At 58.0% G+C, this 13981-nt stretch carries 15 protein-coding genes; 6 read left to right on the top strand and 9 right to left on the bottom strand.

All coding sequences use genetic code 11. The annotated features are described in order from the left end of the window. The first annotated feature begins 25 nt into the window (after nt 1-25). The gene (locus L6D63_RS26500) at nt 26-727 is read left to right on the top strand and encodes a lipoate--protein ligase family protein (protein WP_047296955.1); all 702 of its coding nucleotides are present in this window, start codon (nt 26-28) and stop codon (nt 725-727) included. Nucleotides 728-737: 10 nt separating this feature from the next. On the opposite strand, the gene crp is transcribed toward L6D63_RS26500, so the two are convergent. After that, entirely contained in the window at nt 738-1382 is a 645-nt protein-coding gene (gene crp / locus L6D63_RS26495) for a cAMP-activated global transcriptional regulator CRP (protein ID WP_047296952.1), read from the bottom strand. A gap of 239 nt (nt 1383-1621) precedes the next feature. On the opposite strand from crp, the gene L6D63_RS26490 reads away from it, so the two are divergent. Further along, nucleotides 1622-2044, top strand: coding sequence for an OsmC family protein (locus L6D63_RS26490; protein WP_016772921.1), 423 nt, complete (start codon nt 1622-1624; stop codon nt 2042-2044). Nucleotides 2045-2281: 237 nt separating this feature from the next. Continuing rightward, a complete protein-coding gene (gene speD / locus L6D63_RS26485) occupies nt 2282-3076 on the top strand; it encodes an adenosylmethionine decarboxylase (RefSeq protein WP_047296949.1) in 795 nt (264 codons plus the stop codon). Between the two features lie 116 nt (nt 3077-3192). Here speD and coq7 read toward each other — a convergent pair whose 3' ends face one another. The 6 genes from coq7 to hemJ all read right to left on the bottom strand — a co-directional run bounded on the left by coq7 (nt 3193) and on the right by hemJ (nt 7769). After that, nucleotides 3193-3840: a 2-polyprenyl-3-methyl-6-methoxy-1,4-benzoquinone monooxygenase gene (coq7, locus tag L6D63_RS26480; protein WP_047296947.1), complete on the bottom strand. Its 648-nt coding sequence runs from the start codon at nt 3838-3840 to the stop codon at nt 3193-3195. 200 nt (nt 3841-4040) lie between these two features. Next, complete coding sequence (locus L6D63_RS26475; RefSeq protein WP_003228789.1) at nt 4041-4379, bottom strand: histidine triad nucleotide-binding protein; 339 nt, start codon at nt 4377-4379, stop codon at nt 4041-4043. Nucleotides 4380-4459: 80 nt separating this feature from the next. After that, entirely contained in the window at nt 4460-5248 is a 789-nt protein-coding gene (locus L6D63_RS26470) for an SDR family NAD(P)-dependent oxidoreductase (protein WP_041070136.1), read from the bottom strand. A gap of 61 nt (nt 5249-5309) precedes the next feature. Continuing rightward, nucleotides 5310-6257, bottom strand: coding sequence for a DUF805 domain-containing protein (locus tag L6D63_RS26465; protein WP_047296945.1), 948 nt, complete (start codon nt 6255-6257; stop codon nt 5310-5312). 79 nt (nt 6258-6336) lie between these two features. After that, on the bottom strand, nt 6337-7305 hold the full coding sequence (locus L6D63_RS26460; RefSeq protein ID WP_095668182.1) for an NAD(P)H-dependent flavin oxidoreductase: 969 nt from the start codon (nt 7303-7305) through the stop codon (nt 6337-6339). 35 nt (nt 7306-7340) lie between these two features. Next, nucleotides 7341-7769 (bottom strand): protoporphyrinogen oxidase HemJ, encoded by a 429-nt coding sequence (hemJ, locus tag L6D63_RS26455; protein ID WP_236170458.1) that lies wholly within the window; start codon nt 7767-7769, stop codon nt 7341-7343. A 134-nt stretch (nt 7770-7903) separates the two neighbouring features. Here hemJ and argC point away from each other — a divergent pair, with 134 nt between their 5' ends. Continuing rightward, the gene (argC, locus tag L6D63_RS26450; protein WP_047296942.1) at nt 7904-8938 is read left to right on the top strand and encodes an N-acetyl-gamma-glutamyl-phosphate reductase; all 1035 of its coding nucleotides are present in this window, start codon (nt 7904-7906) and stop codon (nt 8936-8938) included. Nucleotides 8939-9106: 168 nt separating this feature from the next. After that, nucleotides 9107-9457: an iron-sulfur cluster insertion protein ErpA gene (gene erpA, locus L6D63_RS26445; protein WP_003228776.1), complete on the top strand. Its 351-nt coding sequence runs from the start codon at nt 9107-9109 to the stop codon at nt 9455-9457. A 75-nt stretch (nt 9458-9532) separates the two neighbouring features. On the opposite strand, the gene L6D63_RS26440 is transcribed toward erpA, so the two are convergent. Continuing rightward, nucleotides 9533-10624: an anhydro-N-acetylmuramic acid kinase gene (locus L6D63_RS26440; RefSeq protein WP_131670528.1), complete on the bottom strand. Its 1092-nt coding sequence runs from the start codon at nt 10622-10624 to the stop codon at nt 9533-9535. 3 nt (nt 10625-10627) lie between these two features. After that, complete coding sequence (locus tag L6D63_RS26435) at nt 10628-12052, bottom strand: peptidoglycan DD-metalloendopeptidase family protein (RefSeq protein WP_131670527.1); 1425 nt, start codon at nt 12050-12052, stop codon at nt 10628-10630. Between the two features lie 212 nt (nt 12053-12264). Here L6D63_RS26435 and tyrS point away from each other — a divergent pair, with 212 nt between their 5' ends. Further along, entirely contained in the window at nt 12265-13464 is a 1200-nt protein-coding gene (tyrS, locus tag L6D63_RS26430) for a tyrosine--tRNA ligase (protein WP_047296939.1), read from the top strand. Nucleotides 13465-13981 lie beyond the last annotated feature (517 nt).

Here is a 13981-nt window from a genome sequence, read left to right as displayed (position 1 = left end):
GATTCCAGATCTGCCGGAGCCCTCCATGTCGCTGCCCACCTTCCTGACCATCGAGGCCGGCCTGCAAGCCGAACAAGACTTGCTCGCTTCCGTCTGCGCCGGCGACGCCGAGTTCGGCCTGCTGTTCTGGCAACCCAGCGATAACGCCCTGGTCATGCCGCGCCGCCTTAATCGTCTGCCCGGTTTTGATCACGCCTGCGAAGTCTCCGCCACTGCTGGTTGGCCAGTATTGCTGCGGGAAACCGGCGGTGAACCCGTCCCGCAGTCCTCCTCAACCATCAACATCGCACTGGTCTACGCTCCGCCCCGCAGCGAGGGCGATCTGAATCGCATCGAAACTGGCTATCGGCGTCTGTGCGATCCAATCTGTGAGTTGCTGGATGAGTTGGGCGGCACATCGTCGTTGGGCGAAATCGACGGTGCGTTCTGTGACGGCCGGTTCAACGTCAATCTCGACGGCCGCAAGATGGTCGGCACTGCTCAACGCTGGCGCCAGAGTCAGGGCGGTCAGCGTCCGGTGGGGTTGGTGCACGGGGCGATGTTGATCGATAACGAGCGCGAATCGATGGTCGCGGCGGTCAATCGCTTCAACGAGGCTTGCGGTCTGGAGCAGCGAGTGCGGGCTGAAAGCCACATTGCCCTGCATGAGAAGTTCGTCGCGCCAAATGCTTTGGCGCGTCTGGATGAGCTGTTTCGACGGATGCTGGCGCAGGTCTACAGCGCCTGAGCTTGCGCGCTTAGCGGGTGCCGAAGACCACCATGGTCTTGCCTTTCACATCGACCAGGTTGCGTTCTTCAAGATCCTTGAGCACGCGACCGACCATTTCCCGCGAACAACCGACAATTCGCCCGATTTCCTGACGGGTCACCTTGATCTGCATGCCGTCCGGGTGGGTCATTGCGTCAGGCTGTTTGCACAACTCCAGCAGGCAACGGGCAACGCGACCGGTAACGTCGAAGAACGCCAGGTCGCCGACCTTGCGCGTGGTATTGCGCAGACGTTGTGCGATTTGTCCGCTGAGGACGTAAAGAATGTCGGGATCCTGCTGTGACAGTTCGCGGAACTTCACATAGCTGATTTCGGCGATTTCACTTTCAACCTTGGCCCGCACCCAGGCGCTGCGTTGTTGTTCCTGACCCGCTTGTTCGAACAAACCCAGTTCGCCAAAGAAATCCCCGGCGTTGAGGTAGGCAATGATCATTTCGCGGCCGTCGTCATCTTCAATCAGGATCGTGACCGAACCCTTGATGATGAAGTACAGCGTGTCCGAGCGATCGCCGGCGCAGATGATGTTGCTTTTGGCCGCATGGCGACGGCGTTGGCAATGCATCAACAGTTTGTCGAGGTTTTTGATTTTGGGTGTGGGGGTAATAGCAACCATGGTTGTATCCCGAAAAGACTGCACGGTGATGTTTGATTTTTATATGAGGCGCTGAAGGCGGTCGCTACACAGGCTGACAATTGGCGCCAGCGAATTGGCGCCAGCTTACCAGACACTTCGTCGAAAATTCGAGAAATTACCTACGCAGCTTAGGCATCTTTCCCAGGAACGCCGGGCGCTGTCAGAGCAAAGGCCTGTGCTAAGCTGGCGACCCTTTTTTCTACAGTGGAGTCTTGGCGATGAAGGCACGCATCCAATGGGCTGGCGAAGCCATGTTCCTCGGCGAATCCGGTAGCGGTCATGTCGTGGTGATGGACGGTCCGCCCGACGCCGGTGGTCGTAACCTGGGTGTTCGCCCGATGGAAATGCTTCTGCTGGGCGTGGGTGGTTGCAGCAACTTCGACGTGGTGAGCATCCTGAAGAAGTCGCGTCAGGCGGTTGAAAGCTGCGAAGCGTTCCTTGACGCCGAGCGCGCGACCGAAGACCCGAAGGTGTTCACCAAGATCCACATGCACTTCGTGGTCAAGGGCCGAGGCCTGAAAGAAGCCCAGGTCAAACGCGCCATCGAACTGTCTGCCGAGAAGTATTGCTCGGCCTCGATCATGCTCGGCGCGGCCGGCGTGGCGATCACTCACGATTATGAAATCGTCGAACTCGGTTGAACCGACATTCAACTATCATAAAAGCAGTGCAGACTCTGGCGATCCCTCGCTGACGTCTGCATAATGCGCCACTTTTTTCAGGGCAGTGATCGGTCAGCCGACGGATCATCCGCCTGAACAGATAACCAAAATCGCCATCGCGAAGAGGTGTTAACCGTCCTACGCAGGTGCGTTGTTCGCACTTGACGGGCATGCTTGATCACGCGGCTGCGCCGCATACATAGAGAGTTTTTAACGGTGAAAAGCAAACTCAAGCTCCACGGGTTCAACAACCTGACAAAGACCTTGAGCTTCAACATCTATGACATCTGCTACGCGGAAACCCCGCAAGACCAGCAGGCTTACGTCGAGTACATCAATCAAGAGTACAACGCCGAACGCCTGACGCAGATCCTCACGGAAGTTGTCGAAATCATTGGTGCCAACATTCTGAACATCGCGAGTCAGAACTATGAGCCTCAGGGTGCCAGCGTCACGATTCTGATCTCGGAAGAGCCGGTGACCCCGACTGACAGCCAGATCGAGGAGTCCCCGGGCCCATTGCCCGAAATCATCCTTGCCCACCTCGACAAGAGCCACATCACGGTGCATACCTATCCGGAAATCCATCCGGACGCCGGTATTGCGACGTTCCGTGTGGACATCGACGTGTCGACCTGTGGTGTCATTTCACCGCTTAAAGCGCTCAACTTCCTCATTCACCAGTTCGATTCGGACATCGTGACTGTGGATTACCGTGTGCGCGGTTTCACCCGTGACGTTGAAGGCAACAAGCACTTCATCGACCACGAGATCAACTCGATCCAGAACTACCTTTCCGAAGACACCCGCGACGCGTACCAGATGACCGACGTGAACGTGTACCAGGAAAACCTGTTCCACACCAAAATGCTGCTTAAGAACTTCGAGCTGGATAACTACCTGTTCGGCGACGCCACCAGCAACCTGTCCGCTGAACAGCGGGCACAGGTAACTGAACGTGTGAAACACGAAATGCTGGAAATCTTCTACGCGCGCAACATGCCGGCGTAAGATTCCCGGGCACAAAAAAGGCGACTACTTTGCGGTAGTCGCCTTTTTTATTACCGAAACAGAGCCCTGTGGGAGCGAGCCTGCTCGCGAAGGGGCCCTCAGCAGCAATACTGATCTCAGATCCGATAAGTACTCTTGGTCATCACCTTCGCCAACAGACTCATCCCGAACTTCACCGGCGCCGGAAAACGGAAACCACCCGCATCCAGTGCACTCTCCGCATGATGTTGTTCATCAATGCGCATCTGTTCCAGAATTGCCCGGGACTTCTCGTCCTCGGCCGGCAATTGCTCCAGGTGCTCGTTCAGGTGCTTGCACACCTGATGCTCGGTAGCTGCGACGAAGCCAAGGCTGACCTTGTCACTGATCAGACCGGCCACAGCGCCGATGCCGAACGACATTCCATAGAACAGTGGATTGAGCACACTGGTATGGCTACCCAGTTGATGAATGCGCTGTTCGCACCACACCAGATGATCAATTTCCTCTTCGGCGGCGTGTTCCATGGCAGCACGCACCTGCGGCAACTTGGCGGTCAGCGCCTGACCTTGGTACAACGCTTGGGCGCACACTTCACCGGTGTGGTTGATGCGCATCAGGCCGGCGACGTGGCGGGTGTCTTCATCGCTCATCTGCACTTCCGGCTGCACAATGGCTGGAGACGGACGGTACGGCTGACCACTGAAGGGCAGCAGAGTACGCATCGCGGCATCGGCTTGCAGCAGAAGACGGTCAATCGGCGAGTAGTGACGTTGGGTAGTCATGCTGACCTCCGGGAAAAATCTCGACCGCCAGTTTAACCGAATCGGCCGGGGAAGGTTTGCGCTGGGTCATTTGCCACTGTGTTGCGCTTGATTTGCTGTATGTAGGAGCTGCCGAAGGCTGCGATCTTTTGATCTTGTTTTTTCAGGATCAAGATCAAAAGATCGCAGCCTTCGGCAGCTCTTGCACAGATTTGCTGGTATCAGCCCGGCGGCCAGTTCATCTGGCGCTGACCGAGTACATGCATATGAATGTGATAGACGGTCTGCCCACCTTTTTCATTGCAGTTCATCACCACCCGGAAGCCTTCCTCGCAGCCCAGTTCCAGCGCCAGACGCTGGGCGGTGAACAGGATGTGCCCGGCCAGTGCCTTGTCGTCTTCGGTCAGGTCGTTGAGGGTGCGCACCGGTTTCTTCGGGATCACCAGAAAGTGCACCGGTGCCTGAGGGGCGATGTCGTGGAACGCCAGAACCTGGTCGTCCTCGTAAATGATCTTGGCCGGGATTTCCCGGTTAATGATCTTGGTGAACAGAGTATCCACTGCTGTTTTCTCCGTTGTGGGGGCTGGCCTGAGTGTACTCATGGGAAATGACCGCGCCCAGTGATTTGCCGTAGGACAGTTCAGCGCGGGCAGTAAGCCTTGTTGACCATGCCGACGAGGGTGCGATTGAGCCAGCGCGAGCCGAGGCGCGGCAGGAACGCCAGCCAGCGGTTGCGTCGTCCCGGGATAATGATTGCGCGGTTTTTCTCCAGCGCACGCACGGTGTACAGCGCGACTTCCTCGGGGCTCATCAGCAGTTTGCTGTCCTTGAGTTTGTCGCTGTTGAGCTGAGCGGTGCGGAAGAAAGCGGTGCGTGTCGGGCCGGGGCAGAGCACCGAAACCTTGACCGCGCTCTGTTTCAGTTCAACCCGCAGCGCTTCGGAGAAGTGCAGAACGTAAGCCTTGCTGGCGTAGTAAGTGCTCATCCACGGACCGGGATTGAACGCCGCCACTGAGGCGACGTTGAGGATCTGCCCGCCGCCCTGCAGCGCCATGCTGTTGCCGATGGCATGGCACAGACGGGTGAGGGCTAGGATGTTGACTTCGATCAGGTCCTGCTCGGTCATCCAGTCCTGGGCGAGGAATGGGCCGCAGGTGCCGATACCGGCGCAATTGACCAACAGATCGATCTGCCGGTCGCCTTCTTCCAGCTCCAGCAGGAAGCCGGACAGGCGCAATGGCTCGCCCAGATCGCAGGCGCGGAACAACACTTCCACGCCAAAGCGCTGGGTCAGTTCGATCGCGATACTTTCCAGCTGATCACGCTGTCGAGCCACCAGAATCAAGCTGCGTCCGCGTCGGGCCAGCGCTTCGGCCATGGCCAGGCCGATGCCGCTGGAGGCGCCGGTGATCAGAGCGTAACGGGTCATGCATTTCTCCATCGCAACAGCCCCGCGCCAGCGACGCAGGTGTCACGGCGGGGAGCGTTGTTCATTCTTTCGCAGAGTCTACAGGGGCCGGGGCCGCTTCGGCTGCATCGTCCACGGAATTCGCAGGTTCAGTTTCGACCTCGACTTCATCCGTGGTGACCGAGCCACTTTCATAGCTGCTCTCGAGGTTGGTTTCATATTCTTGCTGAATGGCCGAAATACCGCCGAGCATGCCGCCGGCAAATACCAGGGCGAAGAACACGATCCACAACGAGCACAGCACTTTGACCGCGGTGCTGTTGGGCGGGGGCGGCGGGCCGTAGCGGTTGGCCCCGGTGTTGCCCGGCACGACCATGATCACCAGCGGGAAGAAGCTGCCCACGAACGGCACCAGATTCAGCAGCCAGAGCCAGCCGGACCAGCCGATGTCGTGCAGGCGCTGCACGCTGAACAGAATGCTGACAATGATGAAACCGAGGAACAGGAAGAACGCGAATAGCCCGCCGATGATCAGGCCGGTGGTGGAGTCGCCACTGACCAGTCCGAGCCCGATAAACGCGAATATCGCCACGATCGGCAGAGTCACCAGGCTCAGGACCATGGTCCAGGCCAGAAAGCGCAGGCGACCGATCCGGCCCTCGACGCTGAAGGGCTTGAGGGTGGCGAAGGCTGGCAGGTTTTCGCCGACGTTGGCCTGAGGGGGCGCATAAGGTGATGCGGAGTCGTTGAAGGTTGCCGGTTGCTCATGCACGTCCGACAGACTCAGTTCGATCGCCGTTTCGCTTTCGATCCGTGCATCGATCCCGGTCTTGTTCAGTGCTTGCAGATAGGTTTGCGCATCGCTGTAGGTCAGGTCGCGTTTGAGGGCGACGGTGCTGCCATTGAACAGGCGCTCTATGGCGGCGACATCGCTTTTGAACAGGGCCGCGAGATTGAGCTTGGCGGTGGTGAGATCGACACCGGGCTGTAGAGCTCCGGCGAAAACGATCTTGTAACGAGGTTCGCTCATGGCCGAGGCATCCTTGTCGCGAATTAATTGAGGGTCAGCAAGTGTAAGGCCAGTCACTCTAAGACTGGCCTGATTTTTCTCAGCGTGGCCAACGCTTCGGCAACTGCGCCGCACGCTCCAGCGCCTGACGGTATTCCGCGTCGAGCCGGGCGATCAACTGATCCACGCTCGGCAGGTCGTCAATCTGGCCAACGCCCTGGCCGGCCGACCACACGGTCTTCCAGGCCTTGGCTTCGTCGTTGATCGGTTTGAGCTTGTCACCGAAATTGACCTCGCCTTTGCCTTGCAGCGCGGCCATGTCGAAACCCGCAGCTTCCAGACTTTGGCGCATGAAGCTTGCGGGTACGCCAGAGACCGCAGGCGTATGAATGATGTCCGCCGCTTTGGCCGTCAGCAGCATGTCCTTGTAGGCGTCAGGCGCATGACTTTCGGTGGTGCCGATAAATCGCGTGCCGAAGTAGGCCAGATCCGCGCCAAGCAGTTGTGCAGCCAAAATCTCATGGCCGTGGTTCAGACATCCGGCAAGCAGCAGGGTTTTATCGAAGAACTCGCGGATCTCGGCGATCAGCGCAAACGGACTCCAGGTGCCGGCATGGCCACCGGCACCCGCCGCAACCGCGATCAAACCGTCGACGCCGGCTTCGGCGGCTTTCTCGGCATGCCGGCGCGTGGTCACGTCGTGGAACACCAGGCCGCCGTAGCTGTGCACGGCATCGACCAGTTCCTTCACCGCACCGAGGCTGGTGATGACAATCGGCACCTCGTGCTCGACGCAGATGTTCAGATCCGCCTGCAAGCGCGGATTGCTGTTGTGCACGATCAGATTCACGGCATACGGCGCCGGGTTGTCCAGTGTCGCCAGGCCCGCTTCAATCTCCTCCAGCCAGGCCTTGAAACCGCTGCTTTCACGCTGGTTCAGCGCCGGGAAGCTGCCGACCACGCCGTTACGGCAGCAGGCGAGCACCAGTTCCGGGTTGGAGATCAGGAACATCGGCGCCGCCACTACCGGCAAGCGCAGACGTTGTTCGAGCAGAGCGGGCAGCGACATTGGAAATCCCCCGAGGTGTGATGTCTGTTATGAAATTAGAACGGCTTGACCACGACCAGAATTACGATAGCCAGCAATATCAGAACCGGCACTTCATTGAACCAGCGATAAAAGACATGGCTGCGGGTGTTCTCGCCACGGGCGAAGCGTTTTACCTGCACGCCGCACATGTGGTGGTAGCCGATCAGCAGGACCACCAGGGTCAGCTTGGCGTGAATCCAGCCGCCCATGCTGAAGATGCCCGGATTGAGGTAGATCAGCCAGCCGCCGAAGATCAACGTGGCGATCATCGCCGGGCCCATGATGCCGCGATACAGCTTGCGTTCCATGAGGCTGAAGCGTTCCTTGCTGATCGTGTCTTCACTTTGTGCGTGATAAACGAACAGCCGTGGCAAGTAGAACAGCCCGGCAAACCAGCAGACGACGCTGACAATATGAAGCGCTTTGATCCATAGATAGAGCATTTTGGTTATTCCCAGGTTCACGGTAGCCGGGATAGTAGAGGCTTGAGCGTCCGCACGTCACCTTGATGGTTGTCGCAGGGCCGCGCGGCCCCTATTATCGACGGCTTTCCAGTGGGTTCGTTGAGGGCAGGTTTATGGTCAAGGTCGGTATCGTCGGCGGCACGGGTTACACCGGTGTCGAACTGCTGCGTCTGTTGGCACAGCATCCGCAGGCAGAAGTGGTGGTGATCACTTCCCGATCCGAGGCCGGTCTGGCCGTGGCTGACATGTACCCGAACCTGCGCGGTCACTACGACGGCCTGGCGTTCAGCGTGCCGGACATCAAAACCCTGGGCGCATGTGATGTGGTGTTCTTCGCCACCCCGCACGGCGTTGCTCATGCGTTGGCCGGTGAACTGCTGGCGGCGGGCACCAAGGTCATCGACCTGTCCGCGGACTTCCGTTTGCAGGACGCTGAAGAATGGGCCAAATGGTACGGCCAGCCACACGGCGCGCCCGAATTGCTGGACGAGGCGGTCTACGGCCTGCCGGAAGTCAATCGCGAGCAGATTAAGAAAGCGCGTCTGATCGCTGTGCCGGGTTGCTACCCAACCGCTACGCAGTTGGGTTTCCTGCCGCTGCTTGAAGCGGGTCTGGCTGATACTTCGCGGCTGATTGCCGACTGCAAATCCGGCGTCAGCGGTGCCGGTCGCGGCGCATCTGTAGGCTCGCTGTACTCCGAGACGTCGGAAAGCATGAAGGCTTATGCGGTCAAAGGTCACCGTCATCTGCCGGAAATTCGCCAGGGTCTGCGTCGCGCTGCGGGCAAGGATGTCGGTCTGACTTTTGTGCCGCACCTGACGCCGATGATCCGTGGTATTCACTCCACGCTCTACGCGACCGTGGTTGATCGTTCGGTGGATCTGCAGGCTCTGTTCGAAAAGCGTTATGCCAACGAGCCGTTCGTCGATGTGATGCCGGCCGGCAGCCATCCGGAAACCCGCAGCGTGCGCGGTGCCAACGTCTGCCGCATCGCCGTGCACCGCCCGCAGGATGGCGATCTGGTGGTGGTGCTGTCGGTGATCGACAACCTGGTCAAAGGCGCGTCGGGTCAGGCGGTGCAGAACATGAACATCCTGTTCGGGCTGGATGAGCGTTTCGGCCTGTCCCACGCCGGTATGCTGCCGTAACACGTTCGTCAACACAGCAAAAAGGCCCGTCAACCGGGCCTTTTTGCATTCTGGGCAGTTGGTCGGGTTTATTGATATACCGTAACAATAGTTGACCGATTTTCTAGGACAAGCGGATAATGCGCGTCATCACGCATTATGGCGGCGTAACGCCGGGAGATAGTCAGCATGAGCGTCGAATCCTTCACCCCCACGGCTTTGCAATTCACTCAAGGTGCTGCGCACAAAGTGAAGAGCCTGGTCGATGAAGAGGGGAATGATCGCTTGAAGCTGCGCGTATTCGTTACGGGCGGCGGTTGTTCAGGGTTTCAGTACGGCTTCACCTTCGATGAAGATGTGGCCGAGGACGACACCATCGTCGAGCGCGAAGGCGTGAGCCTGGTGGTGGATCCGATGAGCTTCCAGTATCTGGCGGGTGCCGAAGTGGATTACCAGGAAGGTCTGGAAGGTTCGCGCTTCGTGATCAAGAACCCGAACGCCACCACTACTTGTGGTTGCGGCTCTTCGTTCTCGATCTGATCGCGCCTCGCTGCACGCAACAAAACGCCGCAGAGCCTTACGGTTCTGCGGCGTTTTTTGTTGCCGGCGTTTTGCTCAGTTGGGGTAGATGGCGCCGAGTACCCGCAGGCCTTTGGCGCCGGTGACGCTCGGGCGATTGGCGGCAATGCCTTCGAGGCAGCAATGGGCCAGCCAGGCGAAGGCCATGGCCTCGACCCAGTCCGGATCGACACCGTGAGTCGCGGTGCTGGCGACGATAGCGTTCGGCAGCAGATCGGCCAGACGCTTCATCAGCGTGGCGTTATGAGCGCCGCCGCCGCAGACCAGCATTTCCCGGGTATCAGATTGAGCGCTTTGCAGCGACTCGACGATGGTCAGTGCCGTCAGTTCCAGCAATGTTGCCTGGACGTTTTCAGCAGCAAAGGTCGGCAGTCTGGATAGGTGTTGTTGCAGCCACGGCAGGTTGAACACTTCGCGGCCGGTGCTCTTCGGGCCCTTTGTGACGAAGAACGGGTCGCTGAGCAGCGCTGACAGCAAGGCGGGCTGGACCGTACCGCTGGCTGCCCACTGACCGGCGCGATCATAATTCTCACCGCGTTGCTGATGAATCCAGGCATCCATCAGCACATTTCCGGGGCCGCAGTCGAAACCGGCTACAGGCCGCGTCGGCTCTATCAGGCTCAGATTGCTGAAACCGCCGACATTCAAGACTGCACGGTTGCCGCTACGCTCTTCGAACAAAGCTTCATGGAAGGCTGGCACCAGCGGCGCGCCCTGGCCGCCGGCAGCCACGTCGCGGCTGCGGAAGTCGCTGACCACGGTGATACCGGTCAGCTCTGTAAGAAGCGCAGGATTGCCGATCTGTACGGTGAGGCCGCGAGCGGGCTCATGGCGAATGGTCTGGCCGTGGCTGCCGATTGCACGAATGGCGTCGGGCTTGAGCTGCTGCTGATCGAGGAGGGTATGGATGCCCTGTGCGGCGAGTTTCACCCAGTGCTGTTGGGCGATCGCCGAGCGTGCGATCTCGTCGGGGCCGCTGGCGCACAAGCCAAGCAGCTCGGCGCGCAGGGATTCAGGCATGGGGATGTAGTGCGTGGCGATCAGTTTGATCGCCGAGGTTTGCTCGATCAGGGCGATGTCCAGCCCGTCGAGACTGGTGCCGGACATCACGCCAATATAAAGCGCCATGGCTTAGCGCTTGCTCGAAGCCAGCATGGTGGCCTTCTCTTGATCCATGCGCGCCATCAGCGGCTGGCTCTGCGCAAGGAAACGTGCGCGTTCGGACTTGGCGATCGGATCCGCCATTGGCAGCTTCTGGCCCAATGGGTCGACGTGAACACCGTTGACCTGGAACTCATAGTGCAAGTGCGGGCCGGTGGACAGACCGGTAGTCCCGATATAACCGATCACCTGACCCTGCTTGACGTTACCGCCGGTCTTCACGCCCTTGGCGAAACCCTGCATGTGGCCATACAAGGTGCGGTAGGTGTTGCCGTGCTGGATGATCACCGTGTTGCCGTAGCCACCGCGGCGACCGGCCAACAGCACTTTGCCGTCGCCGGCAGCCTTGATCGGCGTGCCGCGTGGCGCTGCGTAATCGACGCCCTTGTGGGCGCGGATTTTGTTGAGGATCGGATGTTTGCGGCCCATGGAGAATTTGGAACTGATGCGGGCGAAGTCCACCGGGGTACGGATGAACGCTTTGCGCATGCTGTTGCCATCAGCGGTGTAATAGCTGCTGTTGCCTTGCTTGTTGGTGTAACGCACGGCGGTGTAAGTCTTGCCGCGGTTGGTGAAGCGCGCCGACAGAATCGGGCCACTACCGACGGCTTTGCCGTTAACCACTTTCTGCTCGTAGATCACGTCGAATTCGTCGCCCTGACGGATATCCTGAGCGAAGTCGACGTCGTAGCCAAATACGCTGGCCATGTCCATGGTCAGACTGTGGGACAGGCCTGCGCGGGCAGCGGATTGTGACAGGGAGCTATTGATCACGCCGTGCACGTAAGCCGTGCGAACAGTCGGTTTTGCGGTGACGCGGTTGAATGCATAGCCCTTGTCGTTCTTGGTCAGGGTGATGGTTTCAACGTCGCTGACTTTGCTGTGCAGGCTGGTCAGTTGGCCTTGCGGGTTCAGTTCGAACTCAAGCTTCTGGCCGTGCTTGAGCTGGCTGAATTGTTTGGCTTGCTTGTCGCTCGCCAGGACTTCATGCACGGCGGCGGCTGGCAGACCGACTTTCTCGAACAATGTAGAGAGCGTATCGCCTTTGGAGACAACGACTTCGCGGTGTCCTGGAGCTTTTGGCTTTTCGGCAACCGGAGCGGGCGCAGGTGCGGCTTCAGCGGCTTGCGGAGTGTCTTCGGTGCTGTTTTCGATCTGGGCGAAAGGTGAGGCTACTGGCTCATTTGTGGCTTGAGCCGCGTCAGCAGCGTCTTGATCTTGTGTCAGTTGTTCAGCAGGACTTTCCAGTTCAAGGCTCAGGGTCGTCTTTTTGGCTTCAACATCACTGGAAGGGAATACCAGGAGCGCCAGGCTGAGAAGGGCGGCGATTCCACTTGCGGCGAGCAGGTGGGTCTTCGGGTAAAGCGGTGGCGCTTTAGACGGTTCAGTGGTCATAAGTATTTTTGACTTTGAAAAAAGATGAATTGGAAAAGATGAATGACATGATGAAGATGAAATAACTGTATAAAATATAACCAAATCATCCCCGAAGCAAGTCTACAGACACCCTGTCTGCAGATTGGTGTCCGTGCGCCGGGCAAAACTTGTAATTGGTGCACGATCTTGTATGGTTGGTTCCCTTTGAATCTGAGCCTTGCGGGTCTGTTATGAAGTCGGTTGAAGAGCAGCTAGCGCTGATTAAACGTGGTGCGGAAGAACTATTGGTCGAGTCCGAGCTGATCGAGAAGCTCAAGCGCGGCCAGCCGCTGCGTATCAAGGCTGGTTTCGATCCAACCGCCCCGGATCTGCACTTGGGTCACACCGTGCTTATTAATAAGCTGCGCCAGTTCCAGGAATTGGGGCATCAGGTGATTTTCCTCATTGGTGACTTCACTGGAATGATCGGTGATCCAAGCGGCAAGAGTGCGACTCGTCCTCCCTTGACTCGCGAGCAGGTTCTGGAAAACGCCGAAACGTACAAGACTCAAGTGTTCAAGATTCTTGATCCGGCGAAAACCGAAGTCGCATTCAACTCCACCTGGATGGATCAGATGGGGCCGGCGGACTTCATTCGTCTGACTTCGCAATACACCGTCGCGCGCATGCTAGAGCGTGATGACTTCGACAAGCGTTACACCACCAATCAGCCGATCGCTATTCATGAGTTCCTCTATCCGCTGGTTCAGGGTTATGACTCGGTTGCTCTGCGCGCGGATGTCGAGCTGGGCGGTACCGATCAGAAGTTCAACTTGCTGATGGGGCGAGAGCTGCAGCGTGGTTATGGTCAGGAAGCTCAGTGCATTCTGACCATGCCGTTGCTCGAGGGCCTGGATGGCGTGAAGAAGATGTCCAAGTCGTTGGGCAATTACGTCGGTATTCAGGAAGCGCCAGGTGTGATGTACGGCAAGCTTGTTTCGATTCCGGATGTGCTGATGTGGCGTTACTTTGAGCTGCTCAGCTTCCGTTCGATGGATGAGATCGATGCCTTCCGTGCGGATGTTGAGGCGGGGGCCAATCCGCGCGATATCAAGATCAAGCTGGCGGAAGAGATTGTTGCGCGTTTCCACGGTGAGGAGGCTGCGGCCAATGCTCATCGGGCTGCGGGTAATCGTATGAAGGATGGTGAGTTGCCGGATGATCTGCCGGAGATCGAGCTGGCCTCTGTTGAGGATATGCCAATTGCTGCTGTCCTTAATAAGGCGGGCTTGGTGAAGAACTCGGCGGCGGCGCGCGATCTGTTGGCTTCCGGTGGTGTGCGTGTCGATGGTGAGGTGGTTGATCGCTCCTTTATATATGTACTGGGTGCGACTCACGTCTGTCAGGCCGGCAAGAAGGCGTTTGCGCGCATCACGCTGAAATCGGAATAAAGTTTGAAATAAGGGTTGACGGCGAATTTTAGAAGCCTATAATTCGCCCCACTTCCGGCGCAGTCGAAACGGAAAACTCCTTGAGATTCAACGAGTTACGCAGTTTTCGACGGCGGATCGCTTCAGTTCATCGAAGCCTGGAGGGAGTTGAAAGAGCGGTGATGTTTGGCTCTTTTGACGGTTCGATCTTCTCGGTCGAAAGCGGTGAAAAAGAGGTGTTGACAGCAGCGAGTAACGCTGTAGAATTCGCCTCCCGCTAACGAGAGATCGGAAGCGCAAGTGGTTGAAGTTGTTGAAGAATTCTTCGAAAATTTCTGAAATAATCACTTGACAGCAAATGAGGCTGCTGTAGAATGCGCGCCTCGGTTGAGACGAAAGATCTTAGCCAATCGCTCTTTAACAACTGAATCAAGCAATTCGTGTGGGTGCTTGTGGAGTCAGACTGATAGTCAACAAGATTATCAGCATCACAAGTTACTCCGCGAGAAATCAAAGATGTAACCAACGATTGCTGAGC

Origin of the sequence: Pseudomonas parakoreensis, assembly GCF_021602155.1 — a bacterium.
Lineage (GTDB): Bacteria > Pseudomonadota > Gammaproteobacteria > Pseudomonadales > Pseudomonadaceae > Aquipseudomonas > Aquipseudomonas parakoreensis.
The sequence above is the reverse complement of the archived record's forward strand: the minus strand, read 5'-3'. Positions and strand labels throughout refer to the sequence as shown.

Coding starts and splice junctions, on each gene's coding strand:
- L6D63_RS26500 (WP_047296955.1), top strand. CDS start 26: ATGTCGCTGCCCACCTTCCTGACCATCGAGGCCGGCCTGCAAGCCGAA.
- argC (WP_047296942.1), top strand. CDS start 7,904: ATGGTCAAGGTCGGTATCGTCGGCGGCACGGGTTACACCGGTGTCGAA.
- L6D63_RS26465 (WP_047296945.1), bottom strand. CDS start 6,257: ATGAGCGAACCTCGTTACAAGATCGTTTTCGCCGGAGCTCTACAGCCC.
- erpA (WP_003228776.1), top strand. CDS start 9,107: ATGAGCGTCGAATCCTTCACCCCCACGGCTTTGCAATTCACTCAAGGT.
- L6D63_RS26470 (WP_041070136.1), bottom strand. CDS start 5,248: ATGACCCGTTACGCTCTGATCACCGGCGCCTCCAGCGGCATCGGCCTG.
- L6D63_RS26490 (WP_016772921.1), top strand. CDS start 1,622: ATGAAGGCACGCATCCAATGGGCTGGCGAAGCCATGTTCCTCGGCGAA.
- tyrS (WP_047296939.1), top strand. CDS start 12,265: ATGAAGTCGGTTGAAGAGCAGCTAGCGCTGATTAAACGTGGTGCGGAA.
- L6D63_RS26440 (WP_131670528.1), bottom strand. CDS start 10,624: ATGGCGCTTTATATTGGCGTGATGTCCGGCACCAGTCTCGACGGGCTG.
- crp (WP_047296952.1), bottom strand. CDS start 1,382: ATGGTTGCTATTACCCCCACACCCAAAATCAAAAACCTCGACAAACTG.
- L6D63_RS26435 (WP_131670527.1), bottom strand. CDS start 12,052: ATGACCACTGAACCGTCTAAAGCGCCACCGCTTTACCCGAAGACCCAC.
- coq7 (WP_047296947.1), bottom strand. CDS start 3,840: ATGACTACCCAACGTCACTACTCGCCGATTGACCGTCTTCTGCTGCAA.
- hemJ (WP_236170458.1), bottom strand. CDS start 7,769: ATGCTCTATCTATGGATCAAAGCGCTTCATATTGTCAGCGTCGTCTGC.
- L6D63_RS26460 (WP_095668182.1), bottom strand. CDS start 7,305: ATGTCGCTGCCCGCTCTGCTCGAACAACGTCTGCGCTTGCCGGTAGTG.